Raw genomic sequence first — 23,100 nt, forward strand, 5'->3', positions numbered from 1 at the left:
ATGGTCATCACTCTTTTTTCATGACTAAACAACTAACTTCAGACGTGTTACCCAAAAAAGGTCAGACGATCAAACGGCGGCTGTATTTAAAAACAAAGAGCCCGGAAAACATTCCCGGGCTCTTTGTTTTATTTCCATTCTGCAATTGTATCAATCGGCAGACGGTAGGAAGCATAGCCTTCGTCTGCTGCTTTTCCGATAGAAAGTAGCATAACCGGTACATAACGTTCTTTATCTAATCCGAAGGTTTCCGCGATGTTTTCTTTATCGTATCCGCCGATTGGGTTTGTATCGTAGCCATGCGCGCGTGCAGTCAGCATCAGCTGCATGGAAACAAGACCTCCGTCAATCAGGATCGTTTCACGGTTGACCTGTGCCGGAAGCTTTTCAAAATGTGCGGTCAGCGCGGCGATTTGTCTGTCTTTGACCTCCTGCGGCATGTAACCAAGTTCCACGGCTTTTGAATAGATTTCTTCTAAGTAGTCTGCATTGTTCATGTCTGCAAATACAGCGATGACAGCAGATGATGTTGTGACCTGTGTTTGGTTAAAGCTTGCAAGCGGTGCGAGCTTTTCTTTTCCTTCCGGGCTGTCAATGACAAGAAAACGCCATGGCTGCGCGTTAACAGAAGATGGCGCAGTTGTTGCTTCCTCTAAGATCTCTGTCATTTCTTCTTTGCTGATTTTTACTGTCGGATCATAGTTGCGAATCGAACGGCGGCCTTTCATAATTTCCATAAAATCGTTTGTTTTGATCATGTTGATACACTCCTCTTAAGCTTCAATATTATCTATATTGTTTCGCATGCGCGCCAGCACATCAATGAGCAGGCGGCGTTCTTCTGCGCTTACATTTGCGAGCATTTCCTTCATGAAACGCTCCTTTTCCTTCTTAGAAGACTCGATTCGCTCTCTTCCTTGGTCTGTTAACCGAACAAGGGTGATGCGGTTGTCCTCAGGCTTGCGCCGCCTTGATACCATGCCTTTGGCTTCCAGCTGTTTCAGGTGTCTGGTAACGGCTGCGCTATCGATATTTACTTTCTTTTGAAGGTCGCTTTGACTGATCTCATCTGCATGATAAAGCAATGTCAGCAATTCCAAACGAGATTGGCTGATGCCCGTGCATGCCTCGAACTTCACGCCAATCACCTTGTTCACGCCTTGCAGCTGATATAAAATCTCGGCTTCCTCTGAACAAAATGACGCCAAAACCCATCCCTTCTTTCCTGTCAACACTATTAATTGATATATCAATGATTGACACGTCAATTAATATACAACGATTGATTTCATCTTGCAAGCCATTTGCACTTTTGAAAAACCTACCAGCGTATGAAATTCGCTAGGCTAGAACTTAGCAAAAAAAGCTGGCCGCTTCTTCAGATGATGCTGGTCACGATGATTCCCTGCATCATACCATTTATAGGTGTTCGGAATATCACTTTGCCGAGCCCGTGCTCAAGCGGCTTTCACAGGCTGAAAGTTATGATACAATATACAAATGTTTCACAGCTTCAATCCATAGTTGGAGCTGACATCCATTATATAAGGGACTAGGTTGAAGGGAAGGTTTGATAACATGCTGCACAATCCAACTGGAAAAGAACGCTTGGCACTAGCGTTTCTGCTCGGCATGCTTGCTATATTGGGCCCGCTTAATATAGATATGTATTTGCCAAGTTTTCCTGAAATCGCGGAAGATTTATCAGCAAGTGCTTCACTTGTTCAGTTAAGTTTAACAGCCTGTCTGGTCGGACTTACGATCGGCCAGCTGATTGTCGGGCCGGTCAGCGATGCACAGGGAAGACGAAAACCGCTATTAATCTGTATTTTTTTATTTGTGTTATCTTCTCTGTTTTGTGCACTGTCGCCCAATATAACAACTTTAGTGGCTGCGCGTTTTTTACAGGGCTTCACTGCTTCTGCAGGGCTTGTGCTGTCTCGCGCAATCGTCCGCGATGTGTTTACCGGAAGAGAGCTTTCTAAATTTTTCTCGCTGTTAATGGTCATTACCGCGGTGGCGCCAATGGTTGCGCCTATGACAGGCGGTGCCATTTTGCTTTTGCCGTTCGCAACGTGGCATACAATTTTTCACGTCCTCATGATCATCGGATTTTTACTCGTTCTTCTGATTGCATTGAGGTTAAAAGAAACGCTTCCGCCGGAAAAACGGATTCCAAGCTCAATCGGAACATCCGTCAAAACGATGGGCAGCCTGCTGAAGGATCGATCCTTTATGGGGTACGCGTTAACTGTCGGATTTATCCACGGGGGAAGTTTTGCATATGTGTCTGGTACGCCTTTTGTATACCAGGATATCTACGGGGTGTCTCCGCAGGTATTTAGTATTCTTTTTGGCATTAACGGGCTGGCGATTATATCGGGCAGCTTTATCATCGGACGCTTTGGCGGAATCATTCATGAAAAAAGCCTGCTTCGTATAGCGGTCATTACGGCTGTGATTGCGACGGCTGTGCTATTAACCATGACCATGATTCACGGTCCTCTTGCTACATTAGTCATATCCATTTTCATTTACATGATTACGATTGGCATGGTTCTGACCAGCACGTTTACCTTGGCCATGGAAAAGCAGGGGCACCGCGCCGGAAGTGCAAGTGCGCTGCTTGGAATGCTCCCGCTGCTCCTCGGTTCAATCGTGTCACCGCTTGTAGGCATTAATGAGACAACAGCCGTTCCGATGGGAGCCATCATGTTTGTAACAGCTGTCATCGGTTCACTGGCGTTTTTTGGATTAACGAAAGAACGAGTAGGGCAGAATTCATAAAAAAACCTGACATGACGTCAGGTTTTTTGTTTTATTTAGAATAACAACAGCAGGCCTGCAATCGCCGGAGTCAAAAAGATGGCTGATTTCAAAACCACCTTTGGCATGAGGTTGGTGAATTTCGCGCCTACATAGGCACCGCACATTGTCCCGACCAGAACTTTGACAAGCAAAACGTAATCAACAAAACCTTCTGTGATATATCCGATCCCTCCACCTACAGCCAGAGGGATGATCACAAGCATCGTCGTTCCGACAGAATGGCGAATGGACAGATTCAGCATAATCATTAAACCAATTTGAATAAAAGGTGCCGACCCAATGCCGAATGTGCCGGAAAGAACGCCGGCTACAATTCCTAAGATGACCGCTCTCGTATACGTTGAAAGAGTGCTTTGATTCACTTGAGCCTTCTCTTTTAAAATAAATAATCTGATTAAAATGAGAATTGCTGATAAAAATAACATTCCAGCCGTCAAATAATGAAGCAAATCAGCCGGAATAAAAGATGTCAGCTTGGCGCCGAAAAATGAGCCAACCGCAGCAAAGCCTCCGACTATTAAGCCGATTTTCATTTGAATGTTGCCCTCGCGATAGTGGCTGTATGCCCCTGATAAGCTTGTAAAAGCCATGCCGGCAAGCGAAGTGCCTAAAGCCGTATGAATCGGGATATGGAAAAGAAGCGTTAAAAGGGCAATGACAAAGCCGGCTCCACCGGCGCCAATAAAGCCTAAAATAATTCCTAGAAGAAACATAACAAGAATAATGAGCATATTTTTTCCTCCATTGAAAAGATGTAAAAATGTAACCGTGCGCTATTCTGGCGGAGGTATGGTGTCCTATTGACGAAGAAAAACACACCGTTTTTTCAGTTGCCAGTAGTCCGTCGACCGTCGTTCAGCAAACATATCGTACCTCAAATTCTGGGATCTGACAAGGCAGTTTGTTGCTTCCCATTACCATCTGTTATATGATTTTGATGAAGAAAAGCCCTTGAATATATTCAAAAGAGGTATTATATATGGACGATTTTAAATTAGATAAGCCGACTCCCTACTACCTGCAATTTTATAACCAGCTAAAAAAAATGATCTTCAACGGGACTTTTAAGCCTGGGGAACGGATAAACGAAACACAGCTGGCGAAAAGCTTTGGCGTCAGCCGCTCTCCGATAAGGGAAGCCATGCGATTGCTTGAGAAAGATGGTTTGTTAAAAGCGGATGACCGAAATGGGTTTTCGATCACGTCGTTAACGGCAAAAGATGTAGATGAGATTTATAAAATCAGAATTCCGCTGGAGCAGCTGGCAGTCGAATTAGTCATAGACGAAGCGGACGAAGAAGAGCTGACCATACTCGAAAAACAGCTTGAAGAAACAGAGAAAGCGATTCACAACGGCACGGAAGATACGGAAATCATTCGTTTAAACCAAAAATTTCATGAGCTGCTGGTTGATTTCAGCCATAACAGACATTTGAAAAATTTGCTTGAGCATGTAAATGACCTGATTCATTTTTGCAGAATCCTTAATTATACCGGCGACCACCGTGCAGAAACGATACTACGTGAGCACCGCAGGATATTTGAGGAAGTGAAAAAGAAAAACAAAGAAGCAGCCAAACAACATGTGCTAGCTCATTTCAATCATGACTGTGAGCATTTGAAGCATGTGCTTGAGGAAGGAAAAGAGAATTGATTTGTATGATCCGGTACCAAGGGGGAGCAGAACCCTTGGTATTTTTTTATGTATTCACCACATATCTAAGAGGCCCCGTTAATAAGATTTTATGATGGTTTGACTAACGAATAATGGGGGTTAAACATGTTTATCCATATCGTCGGGCCTGGTGATTCTTTGTTTTCGATAGGCAGAAGATACGGTGCTTCTGTTGATCAAATACGGGGTGTGAATGGTTTAGATGAAACGAATATCGTGCCGGGGCAGGCTCTGCTTATCCCTCTTTATGTATATACAGTCCAGCCGGGAGACACGCTTACCGCCATTGCAGCTAAAGCGTTTGTGCCATTAGAGCGACTGCGAGCCGCCAATCCGGGCATCAGCCCAAATGCTTTACAAGCGGGAGCAAAAATAACGATTCCTTCGATCTCAAATTACATTGCGGGGACATTGAGTTTTTACGTGCTCCGAAACCCAGACCTCGATCGGGAATTAATCAATGATTATGCGCCATACTCGTCTTCGATTTCGATTTTCGAATACCATATTGCACCGAACGGCGACATTGCAAACCAATTGAATGATGCGGCTGCTATTGAGACAACATGGCAAAGACGAGTCACGCCGCTGGCAACAATTACGAACCTTACATCAGGAGGCTTCAGTACGGAGATTGTTCACCAAGTGCTAAACAATCCCACAGCGAGAACCAATCTGGTCAACAACATTTATGACTTAGTTTCCACAAGGGGATATGGGGGTGTCACAATCGATTTTGAGCAGGTGAGCGCCGCGGATCGCGATCTTTTCACTGGGTTTTTACGCCAGCTGAGAGATCGACTTCAGGCGGGAGGGTATGTGCTGACGATAGCCGTTCCTGCAAAAACAAGCGATAATATTCCCTGGCTGAGAGGCTACGATTACGGGGGGATAGGAGCGGTTGTCAATTATATGTTTATCATGGCTTATGATTGGCATCATGCCGGAAGTGAGCCGGGTCCTGTAGCGCCGATTACTGAAATAAGGAGAACCATTGAGTTTACGATTGCGCAGGTGCCGAGCAGAAAAATCATTATCGGAGTCCCGCTCTACGGGTACGACTGGATCATCCCGTACCAGCCGGGCACAGTTGCTTCAGCGATTTCAAATCAAAACGCAATCGAAAGAGCGATGAGGTACCAAGCCCCGATACAATATTCAGCCGAATATCAATCACCGTTTTTCCGGTACAGTGATCAGCAGGGGCGGACGCATGAGGTATGGTTTGAGGATGTCAGGAGCATGAGCCGGAAGATGCAGATCGTCCGCGAATACAGATTGCAGGCTATTGGCGCTTGGCAGTTAACGCTGGGCTTTACACCGGGCCCATGGCTTCTGCGGAAATTTTTTACGATCAGAAAAGTATAAAAAAAGACACCAGAGCTTGGGTGTCTTTTTTTTGATTAAGTCCAGAGCAGCAGAATAGTTCATTCATTTGTACCTTGCATGGGTTGTGTTCCCATTTTACGATTAGTAGTAGTCTGATCAAACAAAGAGTCAGAATACGATTTGAGAGGGAGTTGTCTACATGAAGACAGTATTGATTTTGAATTTTCCTGCGGAAGGCCATGTGAATCCTACCTTAGGCATTACAAAAGCGTTTTCCGATAAGGGATATGATGTCCATTATATATCCACTGAAAAATATAAAAAACGATTAGAAGCAGCGGGAGCAACGGTCCATCTTCACCGGGATCTGCTGCGAACGACACCTATTCATGTCGGTTCGCCCAATGGCATTCTTGATTTCTTGAAAATCCATATCAAAACGTCATTGGACATTTTACAGATTGTCAAAGACTTATCTAAGAGCATTCAATTTGATTTTGTTTATTATGATAAATTCGGCGCGGGGGAATTGGTGAGGGATTACTTAGATATTCCAGGGGTCTCTTCATCGGCGTCTTTCTTGTTTGGCGAGGAGCACCTGAAAATCCTGCCGCTGCATCCGGAGTCTGGAGCGCCGCTTGAATTGGATCAAGAGTGCGAAGACCTTTTGGCAAAAATGAAAGAAACGTACGGTGTTGCCCCGAAAAACCTGGTTCAATTCATGAACAATAAAGGGGAATTGAATGTGGTGTATACGAGCCGTTATTTTCAGCCTGAAAGCGATCGTTTCGGGGATGAATATCTGTTTATCGGTCCCAGCTTTCCAAAAAGAGCGGAAAAAACAGATTTCCCGATTGAACAGCTAAAAGATGAGAAGGTCATTTATATTTCAATGGGGACTGTACTGGATCATACAGAGGATTTCTTCAACCTTTGTATTGATGCATTTTCAGGCTTTAATGGAAAAGTCGTCATCGCTGCCGGAGAAAAAGCGGACCTGACCAAATTAAAGCAGGCGTCGGAAAACTTTATCATTGCTCCGTATGTCCCTCAGCTGGAAGTGCTGGAGCAATCGGATGTTTTCATTACACACGGCGGAATGAACAGCGTAAACGAAGGCATTCATTTCAGCGTGCCACTGGTTGTCATGCCTCATGACAAGGATCAGCCGATGGTGGCGCAGTGTCTCTCTGAACTCCATGCAGGCTATGTCATCTCTAAAGATGAAGTCAATGCCCAAATATTAAAACAAGCCGTAGATGAGGTTTTGCGCAACGATCAGTATACGGCAGGCATTAAAAAAATCAATCAAAGCTTCAAAGAATGTATGGACATGGAAGAAGTGATGGAGCGGATTGATGAGTTGATTCGCCAAAAAAACAAATAAGAAAAAGAACTCCCGTACCTTGTACGGGAGTTCTTAATTTAAAACTTGATTTTGATTTTTTGAGCATCGCTGATTTTCTTATGGTTATGGTCAAAGACGTCACTTGTCGTGATTTCGATCCACTTGATCTTTTTTGTTTTCTTCTCAGCATCCGCGGCCTTATCATGAGCATGGCCGCTTGATGCGTTCACAATAAAGCCGAGATTTCCGGACTTTTCGGCGCCGCCTTCCAATTCGCCGTTTAACTCTTCAAGATAAATATCTTTGTTCCAATCAAAGGTTTCACCCGTATTTGTTTTCATCAATGCAATCGGCGCAACATTTACTTTTTTTGAAGAGGTGTTCTTGATATCAACGAAGACCTTAACGAAATCAAACTCTTCATCGTGTGTTAACTCATGAAAGTAATCAATCATGCTGTAGTCCGGGCGCAAGTGGATCAGCTTCATTTCTTCTACCGTTAACTCCACGTCGCCAATCTTATAGGTTTTGTTCACTTGTTTGATATCTTTTAAGACAGCTTTTCCTTTATCATCTGAAAACGTTTGGCCGACCTTAAGCAATGACCGGTCATCAGTTACCTGGGAATTAGGCTGATAATCATCTGTGCTGTCCTTCTGGGATGAAGTGCTTTGCGGCTCAGCTTTTACTGTTTTCTCCCCGCCTGCATGCTGTTTTTCAGTACTGGCGTTTGATGAGCAGCCCGCAAGCATGATAGCAAAAACGAAAATTGAAAGAATTCTTCTCATGATGATTCCTCCATTAAAAAGAGATCCCGTTACTTCATACAAGCAACGGGACACCTTGTATTCTTTTACTTATCGTTAATCTTAATGTTGTATTGTAAAGCCTTGAAGACATTTTTGGCGATTTCTGTATTGTCGATTTGGCCGGCAAATGTCTCACTAGACGGACCGTATGCATAGACGGGAACATCTTCACCGGTATGTCCGCCTGTTGTCCATCCAGTGTGAGAGCGTTTATTAAAAATGTTCTCGATTGCGTTATCGATATCCAGCACTTCCTTCGATTTTGCTGCTTCTTCGACAGATTGAATTTCGGCTTTTGTTAAAGCCAATTTCTTTTGATCGATATAGGTTTTCAACGTTTTTTCAACATCCGCGCCGTCAGCGATCTTTTCTGCCATAAAGTCTGGTGTGCGTTTTGCGGCTTTAATGGGTTCACTGAACCAATTGTAGATGCCGTCCGCACCGATGGAATATCCGCCGGTTGAGTGGTCAGCCGTTGCGACAACCAATGTGTGCTTGTCTTTTTTAGCGAAATCAATAGCCGCCTTATAAGCTTGTTCGAAGTCTTCCATCTCGCTCATGGCGCCGACGATATCATTGTCATGGCCCGCCCAGTCAATTTGGCTGCCTTCCACCATGAGGAAGAATCCGTCTTTATCCTTGTTTAATTTTTTAATGGCTGTGTTTGTCATATCTTTAAGTGATGGAACATCCTTCGTCCGGTCAATCTTTTTAGGCAGGCCGCCGTCAGCGAATAGGCCGAGAACTTGGCTGTCTTTGTTTTTCAGCATGTCCTTGCGGTTATCCACGTAGCTGTATCCCGCTTTTTTGAATTCCTTGATCAAATTACGGTCCTTACGGTCAAAATTGCTCTTTCCTCCGCCTAGAAGGACATCAATTTTGTGCTTGCCGTTGACCATCTCATCAAAATAATCATCCGCAATTGAGTTCATATTTTTTCGGCTGTGGTCGTGTGAACCGAAAGAGGCCGGAGTGGCGTGTGTAATTTCTGAAGTAGCCACAAGTCCTGTTGCTTTTCCTTTTTCTTTCGCAGCTTCAAGCACCGTTTTGGCTTCTGACCCGTCGTTATCCACGGCTATGGCATTATTGTATGTTTTAATTCCCGCAGACATAGCCGTTGCCGCCGCTGCAGAATCTGTTACATTTTGTTCAGGATCATCGGGGTAAGTTGTTTGCTGGCCGACAAGATACTGATCAAAAGCCGTAGGCTCCACAACTTTTGTCTTTTTATTATCCTTTAAGTATCGATAAGCGGACGTATAAGACACACCCATACCATCACCAATCAGAACAATAACATTCTTAATTTCGTCTTGGTTTCCCTTTTTCTTTTCCTGGGCGCTGGCATCAGGCACACTGCCGCTGGCTAAGCTGCTGAACGCAATTGATGATAAAACCGCGATAGGCAGTAATTTCTTCGGGAATTTTTTCAACTGGATAACCTCCTAAATATAGATGAATCACTATGACAACCCAATTATATTTTTAAACTGTTAAGCTAGTATTAATCGATTTTAAAGATTGGATTTACAAGAATAATGAACTGCTATCAAAAGAAGGAAAGAGTGATAGTACTAAAGAAATAAATTGGAGGAATAGATACTGGCCGTGGATAGGCGGACTGAAATCTGCTATAGTCGCATAGAAGCAACCCGCTTACATCTTGAACAATTTTAAGTATTATGTTGGAAAGAGGTATTGTGTAAGCACATGTCTGAGCAATTCATATGGAGTGGCATCATTTTATTTTAGGAGGGAACAACATGGACGTTTTTTCTGAGTATTTAGCGGGGATTGATGACCCGTTCCACCGAGAAAGAACGGAAGAGGTGTTAACTTGGATCAAAGATAAATATCCAAATTTACATACAGAAATAAAATGGAATCAACCGATGTTTACGGATCACGGTACATTTATTATTGGCTTTAGTGTTTCTAAAAAGCATTTAGCTGTCGCTCCTGAAAAAGTAACGATAGCGCACGTAGAGGATGATATTGTGAAGGCCGGATATGACTACACCGAGCAGCTGATACGTATCCCTTGGAATGGTCCAGTTGATTACACGCTACTTGAGAAAATGATTGAGTTTAATATTCAGACAAGGCGAACTGCTCCACTTTTTGGCGGAAATGAAGAAAAAGGCATAACATATGGGCTGTATAAAATATGTTATGCCTTTTCATTTGTCTATTTTTCGTTTTGATCATCTATTGCTGCTTTTCATCAAACAAGGTCTTTTCATTGAGCGTAAGCTGACTCGCAGAATAATGATCACCTTGTTTCCATTTCACTTCAATGGTTATATCATGGCCTTCAAGCTCATGTTCATCTAACCGCTCTAAAAAAGAAACGGACTTTTCTTTTGCGCTTCCATCAGAAAAAGTGCCTCCAGCATAATCATGCATCGGGATTTCCGTGTCAGAACTCAGCAGAACTTCATCATCCTTTTTTACAATCAGTGATTCCAGATAAGTGTTGTCTATTTCAATTGTATCACCGATCCAATAAAGTTTGCCGCTGTATTCATTCGGTGCATCTTCATTTTTTGTGAAAACAGCTTCCCAATTCTGGTCTTTGCTTACTCCCTGCCAATTCGGATACTCCAAACGAACATGATGAATCAGGTGATAGGAAAAAAAGATCAAGCAGAAAGCGATTAATAGGAATGCCGTGAAAATGAGAGGGTATTTATAATGACTGGACATAAAGACTCCTATTCGTTTAATCAATTACCTTCGAAAATAGAATTTCATCCCGAATCAAAATGCCGTTTTCAGCCACCTCGGGAATCTCTGGCTTGAGTCGGCGCGCTTTTTCAACTGCGTTTGGAAACACTGCGGCGAATTGATAGCCTCTCTTTTGATAAAACGCCATCGCATGTACATTATCATTCGTTGTGATAAGCTTTATTCGTTGACAATGTGCATGTTTAGCCTTCTCTTCAACCTGCTGAAGTAAAGCTGTGCCGATTCCTTTATTTTCAATCAAACTATCTAATGAAATAATTTCACAATCTTTCCCATCTATTGTGTATGTAATACAGCCAATGATTTCGCCGCTTTCATTTACTGTGGCAAATCCATCTAATTCATCACACCGAAAAATGCCGCTGGAAATCGCCATCTCGGGTGTACCCCAATGCTTGGCAAAAAAATCGGTCAACATATGTTTCGCTATCTCATTGTTTGGGATGATGATCATCATAACACTCCTCTATTGAAAGATTGCATGTGTACTATCAATATAAACAATATATAACAAAAAAATAGACATTGAGGTGACAGCATGGAAATCAGCGATGTCATTTACGGGCACCACCATATAGACGGAGTGCTGGAAGAGCTTATCAAAAGCGCTCCTGTGCAAAGATTAAAAGGGATCTATCAAGGCGGAGCAAGCTTTTTAGTCAATCGAAGGTGGAATGTGACCCGGTATGAGCACTCCATCGGCGTAATGCTCCTCATCAAAAAGCTCGGAGGAACGATAGAAGAACAGATTGCGGGTCTGCTCCACGACGTATCACACACAGCTTTTTCTCATGTGGTCGACGTTGTCTTTGAAAATCAAGCAGAAGACTATCATGAAAACATCTTTCAACAAGTCATTGTTCACTCTGAAATCCCGGACATTTTACAAAAACACGGCTATCATACTGAAGAACTTTTATCTGACGATTCAAGGTGGACATTGCTCGAACAGCCCGCACCGGAGCTGTGTGCTGATCGGACAGACTATACGCTGCGTGATATGTACCGATATGGACACATTAACCTGCACGAAGCGCAAACCTTTTTGGATCATCTTATTGTGAGAAACGGAAGGATGTTTCCTGATAGTATTGAAGCCGCCGAATGGTTTGTCAGTGTGTACTACAAGGAAGTGATTGATTTCTTTTTGAATCCCGTGAATGTATATGGATATGAATATTTAGCGCGAGCATTGAAGGCAGCGCTGCGGCATGATGTCATATCCGCAGAGGATCTGCTGAAAACGGACCAAGAGGTACTGAACATCCTGCGTGCATCAAAAAATGAAGAAGTCCTGAGCTTGCTTACATCCATTCATCCCGGCATACAAGTAATAGAAGATGACATCCAGTACGATTTCCATCAAAAGAAGAAAATGCGCCTAATCGATCCATCCATTTTTCTTGATGACAAATGGATCAAATCCTCAGATGTTTCTGAAAAGGTGAGGAAAATGGGTGAGGCCGCTTATCAAAAAGCAAAAAAAGGTGTGTATATAAAAATCTTAAATCAGTAATTGCCGCCTGACAGCGGCTTTTTTTATGTTTGGCTTTGCAAACAAAGGGGAATAGGACAAACTGCGGGAACGCATTATGAGAATATCAGCGTATTTACATACCGTTCGGGGGTATAGTATTATCGAGAGGGCATGTTTTCATTGTCTGCGGGCAAAAGTTACAGGAAAAAAATGAAGCAAAGGAGAATGAACATGAAAATCTCTAAAAATGCACTGGGAATTCTGATGTTATCTCTTGTTTTTGTTTTATCAGCATGCGGCAATAACAACAGTACGAAAGAAAGCACACATGACAATCATTCAGACTCCTCAACACATGAAGAGATGGACCATTCCGGATCAGCTGACGTTCCAGAGGGATTACAGGAATCTAAAAATCCGAAATACAAAGTAGGCAGCCAGGTAATCATCAATACTTCCCATATGAAAGGCATGAAAGGTGCTGAAGCTACGGTAACAGGTGCCTATGATACAACTGCGTATGTTGTTTCTTATACTCCGACTAATGGGGGACAGCGTGTGGATCATCACAAATGGGTGATCCAAGAAGAAATCAAAGATGCCGGAGATAAAACGTTACAACCCGGAGATCAGGTGATTTTAGAGGCTTCTCATATGAAAGGCATGAAAGGAGCAACAGCCGAGATCGATTCCGCGGAAAAAACAACTGTATACATGGTTGACTATACATCGACAACAAGCGGCGAAAAAGTGAAAAACCACAAATGGGTCACAGAAGATGAGCTTTCAGCTAAATAATAAAAAATCCTCCTTTTACAAGGAGGATTTTTTTGCTGTTTGAACAGGTCTTGTTAAAGAAATGAAAGCAAACAGGACAGCGATGATCACAATTGACCCGCCGCACCATGCTGTTGACACTACAGTACCCGTCTGATCCAAAACAACACCGCCAATGGCTGAGCCAAGGGCAATTCCGACTTGGAGGGCCGACGTGTTAAAGCTTTGCTGAATGTCAGACGAATCAGGTGCAATTTCAATTAAATAGCTTTGCTGAGCCGGGGCGAGGCTCCAGCTCAGAAGACCCCAAATCACCATGACAGGCAAAAAGAAAATCATAGACGATGTAGACAGCGGCAGTAAGAACATAATGATGGCAAAGGAACCCGTCACCAGCAAAATGCTCTTAAAGGAACCAAGCCGGTCAGATAGCGCTCCTCCGAAAGGGCCTCCGCATACAGCAGATATCCCGAAAAGGAAATAACAAATGCTGACCCAGAAAGAGCTCAGGTGAAGAGTCTCTTCTAAAAACGGTGCAAAGTAAGCGTAAAGCGTGTAGTGGCCAGCTAATGTAAACATCGTGACGAGGTGTGAACTCGCGATTTTCAGATTACCGATCGTCTTGAGCTGTTCCCGGAAAGGAATCATTTTCTCCGCCGGTATTCTTTCAAAGAAAATTGAAATAATCAGCATGGAGATCAGCGCCAACAGGCCGATGCCAAGGAACAAAATCCGCCACCCGAAGGAATCGCTGATTAAGATTCCGAGCGGCACGCCTAATGCGATAGCAGAGCTGAAACCCATAAAAATAATTCCGATTGCGCGGGCTCTGTACTCAGGCGCTACAATTTTCGGGGCAATTGTTAAAGAAAGCACAACAATCAGCCCTGTACTCATTGCTGCCAATACCCTAGATACCATCAATGTGGCGAAATTAGGGCTGAAATAGGCGACAAGATTGCTAAGGAAGAAAACAAATAAAGCAATTAGATATAAGCGCTTCCGCTCAATCTTCGCAGTCAATGCCAAAAGCAGCGGCCCAGATACTGCATATCCCAGTGCAAACACACTGATCAGCTGTCCGGCTGAAACAATGGAAATGTCTAAATCATTTGCGATTTGAGGAAGAATCCCCCCCACAATTAACTCAACCAATCCGACTGCAATCGTAGAAGCTGCAAGCAGGAAAACTTTGAAATTCATAACAAACTCCTTTACTTAAATGTTTTGATAAATAAAAAAAATCCTGATTACAAAAAATGTCATAAACAAATTTTGTAATCAGGATTTTACGGTTCCTGGTAGACACCCTCAAACCATATTATTGAGGTTATACAAGTGATAATAGCTATTTAATTGATTCGTTTCCGTTGATGAGTGTACCACATTATGAATGAATCTTCCATAGAAAAATTTACAAAGTGATGAACCGGACAAGTGTATGATTATATTTATTTTATAAAAGTATAGACATTTAAAAATAAATGACTATAATAATCCATGTAAGCGTTTTAATCTCAAGGGGGGATAGCAGTTGAAAAAAATATTACTCGCGTGCAGCTCAGGAATGTCTACCAGTTTATTGGTGACAAAAATGAAGGAATACGCACAGTCTATCGGTGAGGAAGCAGAGATTTGGGCTGTTGGCCAGGATAAAGCAAAAGAAGACATGAGAAAAGCGGATGCCGTTTTGATCGGTCCGCAAATGAGCTTTCTGAAAAGCGAACTCCAAAAAGAAGCGGATCAATACAACATTCGGGTTGAAGTCATTGACATGATGGCCTACGGAATGGCAGATGGGAAAAAAGCGTATGAGCAGGCATTGTCCTTAATGGAGAATCAATAATGGAACAGGTGAAAATCACGAACTTAACAGACGAACAAATCAGTTTTCAGCTTATCCTGCACAGCGGCAATGCCCGCAGCTGCATCATACAATCACTGCGCGCCTACAAAGAAGGGAACAAGGATGAGGCGGATGCCCTCATTGCCAAGGCTGAGCAGGATTTATCCGCGGCCCATGACATTCACTTTCAAATGATACAGAAGGAATCCGGCGGAGAAGCACAAGCTTTCTCATTGCTGCTTATGCATGCAGAGGATCATCTGATGTCAACATTATCCATGAAAGAATTAGTGAAAGAGATGCTTGATCTTTTTAAAACAAAGAATCTATAAATAATCGGGGTGGATAGGGTGTTCGAGAAAATCAGCCAATTCCTTGTTCCAATTGCAGGGAGGTTAAACAATAACCGTTATTTGCAAGTGCTGCGTGATGCATTTATGCTGGCTTTCCCGCTTACGATATTCGGGTCCATTTTTGTCGTGTTAACGAATTTGCCGTTTCTAAACAAAATCATGAATGCCTCAATGCTTACATCGTTTCAGTCTCATTTCGGCATTGCCTCCACGGCGACTATGGGCATTATGTCTGTCTTTGTTGTGTTCGGGATAGGCTATTACCTGTCAAAAAGCTATCAGGTCGAAGCTGTATTTGGCGGAGCGATCGCTTTGGTTTCCTTTTTGCTCTTAACGCCATTTATCGTTCAGCCGGAAACAGGAGATGCCGTTACAGGGGTTATTCCGGTCGACCGTCTCGGTGCAAAAGGGATGTTTCTTGGGATGATTACGGCATTTCTTTCTGGCGAAATCTACAGAAGAATCGTTCAAAAAAACCTGACAATCAAAATGCCAGCCGGCGTTCCGCCTGCTGTAGCAAAATCATTCGCCGCACTTATTCCGGCTTTTATCACATTGACCGTATTTTTGCTGATTAACGTAATGGTGACTCTGTTTTTTAAAACAAATATGCACGACGTCATTTATCACGCGATTCAGGCTCCGCTTGTCGGACTTGGAAGCGGTATCATCCCAACGCTTATTGCCGTGTTTTTTATTCAAATTCTTTGGTTTTTCGGACTGCATGGACAGATCATTATCAACTCCGTGATGGACCCGATTTGGAATACACTGCAGGTAGAAAACCTTTCTGCTTACACGGCGGGAAAAGAAATCCCTCATATTATTTCAAAACCGTTTATGGAGATTTATACAGTAGGGATGGGCGGAACCGGGATGACGCTTGCGATTGTGTTTACCATTCTCATATTCATGAAAAGCAGGCAGATGAAGCAAGTATCAAAACTTGGCCTCGCTCCCGGTATTTTTAACGTAAACGAACCGATTATCTTCGGGCTTCCGATTGTCATGAATCCGATCATTATTGTGCCTTGGGTGCTGGCACCGATGGTTGTTACGCTCGTCACCTATCTGGCTATGTCAGCCGGGCTCGTTCCGCCTCCGACTGGTGTGACGGTGCCGTGGACGGTTCCATTGTTCATTAATGGCATCATGGCGACGAACTCAATCATGGGGGGCGTGATGCAGCTTATCAATCTGCTGATTGTCTTCGTGATCTGGTTTCCGTTCCTAAAAGCAATGGATAAATTAAATCTGGCAAAAGAAAAAGAACAGGCTGTGCAGGAGACAGCTGCTCAGCAAAATGATAACAGCATAAAAATGTGACATAAGGGGAGAGAGACTTGGCACAAACAGAACAATATCGTTTTCCAAAGGATTTTTGGTGGGGATCATCCGCTTCAGCAACACAAACGGAGGGTGCCGCCGACAGAGACGGAAAAGGCCAGAATATATGGGATTATTGGTTTGAAAAAGAACCGCATCGTTTTTTTGATCATGTCGGCCCCGCAGACACATCCCAATTTTACGACAACTATAAAGAAGATATCAGGCTGATGAAGGAGCTTGGCCACAACTCGTTCCGGATGTCGATTTCCTGGTCACGTTTAATACCAAACGGAACGGGCGAGATCAACGATAAAGCCGCAAATTTCTATAACAATGTCATTGATGAGTTGATCGCTAACGGAATTGAACCTTTTGTCAATTTGTTTCATTTCGATATGCCGATGGCGCTTCAAAAAATCGGTGGCTGGGTCAATAGAGAGACGGTTGACGCGTATGAAAACTATGCAAGAACTTGCTTCCGTTTGTTTGGCGGCCGGGTGAAAAAATGGTTCACGCATAATGAACCAATCGTTCCCGTAGAAGGCGGATACCTATATGATTTTCATTATCCAAACAAGGTCGATTTTAAAGAGGCCGTCCAGGTTGGATTTCATACGATGCTATCAAGTGCCCGTGCCATTCAGGCTTACAGGGAGATGAAGCAGGACGGAAAAATCGGTATCATCTTAAATTTGACCCCTTCATACCCGAGAAGCAGCCATCCGGCGGATGTGAAAGCCGGGGAAATCGCAGACGCGTTTTTTAACAGATCTTTTTTAGACCCATCTGTCAAAGGCGAATTTCCCAAAGAGCTGGTTGACATTTTGAAGCATGAAGGCTTTATGCCAGATTACAACGCTGAAGATCTTGACATCATCAAAAAGAACACGGTTGACCTGTTGGGAGTGAATTATTACCAGCCGAGACGTGTGAAAGCGAAAGAACATCTTCCGAATCCCGACGCTCCTTTTTTGCCGGACAGGTATTTTGATCCCTACGTCATGCCGGGCCGCAAAATGAATCCGCATCGCGGCTGGGAGATCTATGAAAAAGGCGTTTATGATATTTTGATCAATTTAAAAGAAAACTACGGCAACATCGAGTGTTTTATCTCTGAAAACGGTATGGGGGTTGAAGGTGAAGAGCGATTCAGGGATGAACAAGGCATCATTCAAGATGATTACCGGATTGAATTTATAAAAGAGCACCTCAAATGGATTCACCGCGCCATACAGGAAGGCTCGAACGTAAAAGGCTATCACTTATGGACGTTCATGGACAACTGGTCTTGGACAAATGCCTATAAAAACCGATACGGATTTGTATCAGTCAATCTTGAGAAAGACGGAGAAAGAACCGTCAAAAAGAGCGGAAAATGGTTCAAAGAGGTTGCTGAGCATAGCGGTTTCTAGATTTTCCTAAAGGTCAAGATCTTCCGGCAATCATCATAACGAATAGAGATGACGAAAATCCGCAACATTGATGAAATAGGGAAAAGAACTTATGATATCCGTAAAAGCTTATGTGATATCAAACTCTAACAGCTGCCGGAGGATACCAATGAATAAATACGAAATCATTGCAAATGAAATGAGAAATAGAATTAAAAATAACGTATATCCGATCGATCAGCCCATTCCTGATGAAGTATCTCTTGCAAAAGAATTTAACTCAAGCCGCATGACGATGAAGAGAGCCTTGGATAATTTAGTTGCCGAGGGTCTGCTGTTTAGAAAACGAGGCCATGGCACGTTTATTATTCAATCTGCAATACAGGATGACCATGTCCATGTAGTCAGCAATGAGATTCTCGGATTGACCAACTTGCTGAAAGATAAAAAAATCAAAAGCAAGGTCATTCAGTTTGAAGTGCAATTTCCCACTGAGGAAGTGGCCGCCCATTTGTCTATTGATCAGAAAACACCGGTTTATTATGTCGTTCGGCTGCGAATTGTAGAAGGTGAACCCTATGTATTGGAAAAAACATATATGCCGACTCATTTAATACCGGGCATTAATGACGATGTCCTTCATGATTCGATCTACAATCATATTACAAACGTGCTGCAGCTCAAAATCGCCGGCTCACATCGGAAAATCAGAGCCTGCAAATCTGATCATATTGACCAGCAGCATCTGGGCTGTAAAAAGGATGATCCAATTCTTGAAGTTGAACATGTGGGCTTCTTAGATAACGGCATTCCATTTGAATATTCCTTTTCACGTCATCGGCATGACAAGTTTGTTGTGACTTCTGTAAACATACGGCGCTGATTGCGGAGACAACAAGGAGGCCATCTGCATGCTTGGCGGTATTGAAGCAGGCGGCACAAAGATTGTTTGTGCTGTCGGTAAAGAAGATGGAACAATCATTGACCGAATAGAATTCCCCACAAAGATGCCGGATGAAACGATAGAGAAAGTAATTCAATATTTTCGCCAATTTTCATTACAGGCAATCGGCATCGGCTCCTTTGGTCCCGTTGATAACGATAAAACCAGTCAAACATACGGTACCATTACGGCCACGCCGAAAGCGGGCTGGAGACACTACCCCTTTTTGCAAACCGTTAAGAACGAAATGAAAATCCCAGTCGGATTTAGTACAGATGTCAACGCTGCGGCGCTGGGTGAATTCATTTTCGGTGAAGCGAAGGGTATTGACAGCTGCCTGTATATAACGATTGGCACTGGCATCGGAGCGGGGGCTATTGTAGAGGGGAGGCTCCTTCAGGGGCTGTCACACCCAGAGATGGGCCATATTTATATCCGGAGGCACCCGGATGACGTATACCAAGGGAAGTGCCCTTATCATGGAGATTGTTTTGAAGGCTTAGCTTCAGGCCCCGCTATCGAAGCCCGCTGGGGAAAAAAAGCCGCGGATTTATCAGATATAGCCCAAGTCTGGGAACTGGAAGGGTACTATATTGCCCAAGCGCTGGCTCAGTATATTTTGATCCTTGCCCCTAAAAAAATCATTCTTGGCGGCGGCGTCATGCAACAGAAACAAGTGTTTTCTTATATCTATCAATATGTACCGAAAATCATGAACAGCTACTTAGATTTTTCTGAATTGTCAGATTGTATAAGTAATTATATTGTACCTCCACGTTTAGGCAGTAACGCCGGAATCATCGGCACGCTAGTTTTGGCGCACCAGGCCTTACAAGCAGAGGCAGCATCCGGGGAGGTGCGATCATGACGCATCCTTTATTTTTAGAGCCTGTCTTTAAAGAAAGACTATGGGGAGGGACGAAGCTTCGTGACGCTTTTGGCTACGCAATACCCTCACAAAAAACAGGTGAGTGCTGGGCCGTTTCTGCCCATGCCCATGGCCCGTCGGCTGTAAAGAACGGCCCGCTGGCAGGAAAGACACTAGATCAAGTATGGCTAGATCATCCAGAGATTTTCGGTTTTCCAGATAGGAAGGTGTTTCCGCTGCTGGTAAAGCTGCTGGACGCCAATATGGATCTCTCAGTGCAAGTCCATCCTGATGATGATTATGCAAAACTGCACGAAAATGGCGACCTTGGTAAAACGGAGTGCTGGTATATCATTGATTGCAAAGATGACGCCGAACTAATTTTGGGACATCATGCAAGCACAAAGGAAGAGTTCAAACAACGAATAGAAAGCGGTGATTGGAACGGGCTGCTGAGGCGAATCAAAATCAAGCCCGGAGATTTCTTTTATGTGCCAAGCGGTACACTCCATGCTTTATGTGAGGGAACCCTTGTCCTTGAAATCCAGCAAAACTCTGATACAACGTATCGCGTATACGATTATGACCGCTGTAATGACCAGGGCCAAAAAAGAACTCTTCATATAGAAAAAGCCATGGAAGTCATAACGATACCGCATATCGATAAAGTGCATACACCGGAAGTGAAAGAAGTTGGTAACGCCGAGATCACTGTTTATGTGCAATCAGATTATTTCTCAGTGTACAAATGGAAGATTAGCGGCCGAACTGCTTTTCCTTCATATCAAACCTATTTGCTGGGGAGTGTTCTGAGCGGATCAGGACGAATCATAAATAATGGTAGTCAGTATGAATGCAATGCAGGCTCACACTTTGTCTTGCCTGCGCATTTTGGCGAGTTTTCAATAGAAGGAACATGTGAATTCATGATATCTCATCCTTAATGAATGGGGGAGTTGCATTTGTTTAAGAAACATACGATCTCTTTGCTCATTTTATTTTTACTTGCGTCTGCTGTTTTAGCAAAACCAATTGAAGCGCATACTGTGTCGCCTGTGAATCCTAATGCACAGCAGACAACAAAAGCAGTGATGAACTGGCTTGCGCACCTGCCGAACCGAACGGAAAACAGAGTCCTTTCCGGAGCGTTCGGAGGTTACAGTCATGACACATTTTCTATGGCTGAGGCTGATAGAATCCGAAGCGCCACCGGGCAATCGCCTGCTATTTACGGCTGCGATTATGCCAGAGGATGGCTTGAAACAGCAAATATTGAAGATTCAATAGATGTAAGCTGCAACAGCGATTTAATGTCGTATTGGAAAAATGGTGGAATCCCTCAAATCAGCTTGCACCTGGCGAATCCTGCTTTTCAGTCAGGGCATTTTAAAACACCGATTACAAACGATCAGTATAAAAAAATACTAGATTCTTCAACAGCAGAAGGGAAGCGGCTGAATGCCATGCTCAGCAAAATTGCTGACGGACTTCAAGAGCTGGAGAACCAAGGTGTGCCTGTTTTGTTCAGGCCGCTGCATGAAATGAACGGTGAATGGTTTTGGTGGGGACTCACATCATATAACCAAAAGGATAATGAAAGAATCTCTTTATATAAACAGCTCTACAAGAAAATCTATCATTATATGACCGACACAAGAGGACTTGATCATTTGATTTGGGTTTACTCTCCCGACGCCAACCGAGATTTTAAAACTGATTTTTACCCGGGCGAGTCTTACGTGGATATTGTCGGATTAGATGCGTATTTTCAAGATGCCTACTCGATCAATGGATACGATCAGCTAACAGCGCTTAATAAACCTTTTGCTTTTACAGAAGTCGGCCCGCAAACAGCAAACGGCAGCTTTGATTACAGCCTATTTATCAATGCTATAAAACAAAAATATCCTAAAACCATTTACTTTCTGGCATGGAATGATGAATGGAGCCCAGCAGTAAACAAGGGTGCTTCAGCTTTATATCATGACAGCTGGACACTCAACAAGGGAGAAATATGGAATGGTGATTCTTTAACGCCAATCGTTGAGTGAATCCGTAATGTCACAATTAAGAAGGTGCTCAAGAAGTTTCTTGAGCACCTTCCCACTGGATTAAGCATTCATATCGCCTAACCCAGGACTGTGTTCATTTGGTATTTCAGGAAGCACTGGTACGGGAAAGCCTGCCGGAGGATCTATTACTTGTAACTCTCCGCCATTTCGGCTTGGAGATTTCCCTTGATAGATTTCACTGATTCTCGTTTCATCCAACCTAAAGTTAAACTGTGCATTATGGTAGCCTAATTCGACATACTTTCTGCACTCAGGATATTTATTAATGTCATAATTCGGCACAGGGAGCAGCTTCGCCCATTCAACGCCCAATGTCTCGAGCGCTTTCGCGAATGCATTCTGGTGAGCATTGTCGCGTACAATCAGAAAAGCAAGTGTTTCTCGGAACGTCTGATTAGAGCTCATTTCATAAATTCTTGTTTTTTGCAGCACACCTGTCGACTCAAGAAGCAGGTTATCCAGCAGGTCAGTAATTAAGTTTCCGTGGTTATACACCCACGACCCGTTCCACGGATTGCCCCCTGCATCAACAGGAAGGGAACTTTGCGCTCCAATAATATAATGATGAGGATTAGCATGTTTAACCGCTTCATCAAGTGGCGCTTGATCTGTACCTTGACTGCCGACACCTTCACCGCCTGATTCATCTAATAAAGCATTGATTGTGTTTTGAACCAGTTCAACGTGGGCAATCTCCTCTAAAAAAATGCCGCGAAGCAGATCGCGATACTGTTTCTGCTTTCCTCTGAAATTAGAGCTTTGGAAAAAAAACTGCATCATTGTACGCATTTCTCCGTAATGACCGCCTAATATCTCCTGCAGGACCTTAGCAGCTGCCGGGTCTGGCTTGTCCGGTTTAATGATATTAATCAGTTCCTCTTTGTAGTAATACATAACACGCCTCATTTCTTCTTAAGAGATTTTCTTATATTATTTGTAAGATGAGATAAAATATATACATGATAAGCATGGGAAGGCGTGAAAGAAGAAAATAAAAAAATACAGGAAAAGTGTTGACCAAATAAAACAGGCATGGTATATTATTAAACGTCGCTGATGAACAGCGTGAAACAAAACAGAAAAACAAAAAAGTTTTTCTAAGGTGTTTACAAGATTTCGAAAATGTGTATAATAAGAAAAGTCGAATTGAAAAAGATTCGAAAAACATTTTTAAAAAACTTCTTGACTTCAACATCAATTGATAGTATGATAGTTAAGTCGCTTGATAAGCGCCCGTAGCTCAATTGGATAGAGCGTTTGACTACGGATCAAAAGGTTAGGGGTTCGACTCCTCTCGGGCGCGCCA

General features: G+C 43.3%; 23 protein-coding genes, 1 tRNA gene, 1 pseudogene and 1 riboswitch. Of the genes and pseudogenes, 16 read left to right on the forward strand and 9 right to left on the reverse strand.

What is annotated here, in order from left to right; translation table 11 throughout:
- Positions 1-128: 128 nt before the first annotated feature.
- On the reverse strand, positions 129-758 hold the full coding sequence (locus ACZ07B_RS21150) for a nitroreductase family protein (RefSeq protein ID WP_014112842.1): 630 nt from the start codon (positions 756-758) through the stop codon (positions 129-131).
- A 15-nt stretch (positions 759-773) separates the two neighbouring features.
- A complete protein-coding gene (locus tag ACZ07B_RS21155; protein ID WP_072557150.1) occupies positions 774-1,268 on the reverse strand; it encodes a MarR family transcriptional regulator in 495 nt (164 codons plus the stop codon).
- Positions 1,269-1,578: 310 nt separating this feature from the next.
- Here ACZ07B_RS21155 and ACZ07B_RS21160 point away from each other — a divergent pair, with 310 nt between their 5' ends.
- Positions 1,579-2,787 (forward strand): Bcr/CflA family efflux MFS transporter, encoded by a 1,209-nt coding sequence (locus ACZ07B_RS21160; RefSeq protein WP_464877656.1) that lies wholly within the window; start codon positions 1,579-1,581, stop codon positions 2,785-2,787.
- Positions 2,788-2,822: 35 nt separating this feature from the next.
- Here the strand turns inward: ACZ07B_RS21160 and ACZ07B_RS21165 are convergent, their stop codons facing one another.
- Positions 2,823-3,560: a sulfite exporter TauE/SafE family protein gene (locus tag ACZ07B_RS21165; protein ID WP_015252701.1), complete on the reverse strand. Its 738-nt coding sequence runs from the start codon at positions 3,558-3,560 to the stop codon at positions 2,823-2,825.
- Between the two features lie 248 nt (positions 3,561-3,808).
- Here ACZ07B_RS21165 and ACZ07B_RS21170 point away from each other — a divergent pair, with 248 nt between their 5' ends.
- The 3 genes from ACZ07B_RS21170 to ACZ07B_RS21180 all read left to right on the forward strand — a co-directional run bounded on the left by ACZ07B_RS21170 (position 3,809) and on the right by ACZ07B_RS21180 (position 7,220).
- A complete protein-coding gene (locus ACZ07B_RS21170; protein WP_003234129.1) occupies positions 3,809-4,483 on the forward strand; it encodes a GntR family transcriptional regulator in 675 nt (224 codons plus the stop codon).
- 126 nt (positions 4,484-4,609) lie between these two features.
- A complete protein-coding gene (locus ACZ07B_RS21175) occupies positions 4,610-5,872 on the forward strand; it encodes a glycoside hydrolase family 18 protein (RefSeq protein WP_015715325.1) in 1,263 nt (420 codons plus the stop codon).
- A 160-nt stretch (positions 5,873-6,032) separates the two neighbouring features.
- On the forward strand, positions 6,033-7,220 hold the full coding sequence (locus tag ACZ07B_RS21180; RefSeq protein WP_464877657.1) for a macrolide family glycosyltransferase: 1,188 nt from the start codon (positions 6,033-6,035) through the stop codon (positions 7,218-7,220).
- Between the two features lie 38 nt (positions 7,221-7,258).
- Here the strand turns inward: ACZ07B_RS21180 and ACZ07B_RS21185 are convergent, their stop codons facing one another.
- Both ACZ07B_RS21185 and phoB read right to left on the reverse strand, forming a co-directional pair.
- Complete coding sequence (locus ACZ07B_RS21185) at positions 7,259-7,969, reverse strand: membrane lipoprotein lipid attachment site-containing protein (RefSeq protein WP_464877658.1); 711 nt, start codon at positions 7,967-7,969, stop codon at positions 7,259-7,261.
- Positions 7,970-8,034: 65 nt separating this feature from the next.
- Positions 8,035-9,423 (reverse strand): alkaline phosphatase PhoB, encoded by a 1,389-nt coding sequence (gene phoB / locus ACZ07B_RS21190; protein WP_464877659.1) that lies wholly within the window; start codon positions 9,421-9,423, stop codon positions 8,035-8,037.
- Positions 9,424-9,753: 330 nt separating this feature from the next.
- On the opposite strand from phoB, the pseudogene fra reads away from it, so the two are divergent.
- Positions 9,754-10,124 (forward strand): annotated as a pseudogene (gene fra / locus ACZ07B_RS21195) (iron chaperone frataxin).
- 74 nt (positions 10,125-10,198) lie between these two features.
- On the opposite strand, the gene ACZ07B_RS21200 reads toward fra, so the two are convergent.
- Positions 10,199-10,696 (reverse strand): YdhH/YoaO family protein, encoded by a 498-nt coding sequence (locus tag ACZ07B_RS21200; protein WP_464877660.1) that lies wholly within the window; start codon positions 10,694-10,696, stop codon positions 10,199-10,201.
- A gap of 16 nt (positions 10,697-10,712) precedes the next feature.
- On the reverse strand, positions 10,713-11,195 hold the full coding sequence (locus ACZ07B_RS21205) for a GNAT family N-acetyltransferase (RefSeq protein WP_406901689.1): 483 nt from the start codon (positions 11,193-11,195) through the stop codon (positions 10,713-10,715).
- A gap of 81 nt (positions 11,196-11,276) precedes the next feature.
- On the opposite strand from ACZ07B_RS21205, the gene ACZ07B_RS21210 reads away from it, so the two are divergent.
- Together ACZ07B_RS21210 and ACZ07B_RS21215 are read left to right on the forward strand one after the other, a co-directional pair.
- Positions 11,277-12,254 (forward strand): HD domain-containing protein, encoded by a 978-nt coding sequence (locus ACZ07B_RS21210; RefSeq protein WP_134155599.1) that lies wholly within the window; start codon positions 11,277-11,279, stop codon positions 12,252-12,254.
- Between the two features lie 141 nt (positions 12,255-12,395).
- A complete protein-coding gene (locus ACZ07B_RS21215; RefSeq protein WP_082200996.1) occupies positions 12,396-13,013 on the forward strand; it encodes a YdhK family protein in 618 nt (205 codons plus the stop codon).
- A gap of 15 nt (positions 13,014-13,028) precedes the next feature.
- Here ACZ07B_RS21215 and pbuE read toward each other — a convergent pair whose 3' ends face one another.
- Complete coding sequence (gene pbuE / locus ACZ07B_RS21220; protein WP_003234105.1) at positions 13,029-14,195, reverse strand: purine transporter PbuE; 1,167 nt, start codon at positions 14,193-14,195, stop codon at positions 13,029-13,031.
- A 55-nt stretch (positions 14,196-14,250) separates the two neighbouring features.
- Positions 14,251-14,350: riboswitch (purine riboswitch) on the reverse strand.
- A 176-nt stretch (positions 14,351-14,526) separates the two neighbouring features.
- On the opposite strand from pbuE, the gene ACZ07B_RS21225 reads away from it, so the two are divergent.
- From ACZ07B_RS21225 to gmuG, 8 genes are all read left to right on the forward strand, one after another.
- On the forward strand, positions 14,527-14,838 hold the full coding sequence (locus ACZ07B_RS21225; protein ID WP_014112863.1) for a PTS sugar transporter subunit IIB: 312 nt from the start codon (positions 14,527-14,529) through the stop codon (positions 14,836-14,838).
- On the forward strand, positions 14,838-15,170 hold the full coding sequence (locus ACZ07B_RS21230; RefSeq protein ID WP_021481624.1) for a PTS sugar transporter subunit IIA: 333 nt from the start codon (positions 14,838-14,840) through the stop codon (positions 15,168-15,170). The genes ACZ07B_RS21225 and ACZ07B_RS21230 overlap by 1 nt, the downstream gene beginning before the upstream one ends.
- Before the next feature lie 18 nt (positions 15,171-15,188).
- Positions 15,189-16,517 (forward strand): PTS cellobiose transporter subunit IIC, encoded by a 1,329-nt coding sequence (gene celB, locus ACZ07B_RS21235; protein ID WP_129092939.1) that lies wholly within the window; start codon positions 15,189-15,191, stop codon positions 16,515-16,517.
- Between the two features lie 17 nt (positions 16,518-16,534).
- Positions 16,535-17,932 (forward strand): 6-phospho-beta-glucosidase GmuD, encoded by a 1,398-nt coding sequence (gmuD, locus tag ACZ07B_RS21240; protein ID WP_089172468.1) that lies wholly within the window; start codon positions 16,535-16,537, stop codon positions 17,930-17,932.
- 148 nt (positions 17,933-18,080) lie between these two features.
- A complete protein-coding gene (gmuR, locus tag ACZ07B_RS21245; protein WP_049140477.1) occupies positions 18,081-18,794 on the forward strand; it encodes a transcriptional regulator GmuR in 714 nt (237 codons plus the stop codon).
- A gap of 28 nt (positions 18,795-18,822) precedes the next feature.
- Positions 18,823-19,722 carry an ROK family protein gene (locus ACZ07B_RS21250; protein WP_464877661.1) on the forward strand — a complete coding sequence of 300 codons (900 nt, stop codon included), beginning with the start codon at positions 18,823-18,825 and terminating at the stop codon, positions 19,720-19,722.
- Entirely contained in the window at positions 19,719-20,666 is a 948-nt protein-coding gene (gene manA / locus ACZ07B_RS21255) for a mannose-6-phosphate isomerase, class I (RefSeq protein WP_464877662.1), read from the forward strand. The genes ACZ07B_RS21250 and manA overlap by 4 nt, the downstream gene beginning before the upstream one ends.
- An 18-nt stretch (positions 20,667-20,684) precedes the next feature.
- The gene (gene gmuG / locus ACZ07B_RS21260; RefSeq protein WP_464877663.1) at positions 20,685-21,773 is read left to right on the forward strand and encodes a mannan endo-1,4-beta-mannosidase; all 1,089 of its coding nucleotides are present in this window, start codon (positions 20,685-20,687) and stop codon (positions 21,771-21,773) included.
- 60 nt (positions 21,774-21,833) lie between these two features.
- Here gmuG and ACZ07B_RS21265 read toward each other — a convergent pair whose 3' ends face one another.
- Entirely contained in the window at positions 21,834-22,688 is an 855-nt protein-coding gene (locus tag ACZ07B_RS21265) for a manganese catalase family protein (protein WP_024573398.1), read from the reverse strand.
- Between the two features lie 335 nt (positions 22,689-23,023).
- Between ACZ07B_RS21265 and ACZ07B_RS21270 the strand changes: the two genes are divergently transcribed.
- Positions 23,024-23,100 (forward strand) — tRNA-Arg (locus ACZ07B_RS21270).

The sequence above is a fragment of the Bacillus sp. 9.4 genome (assembly GCF_055486415.1).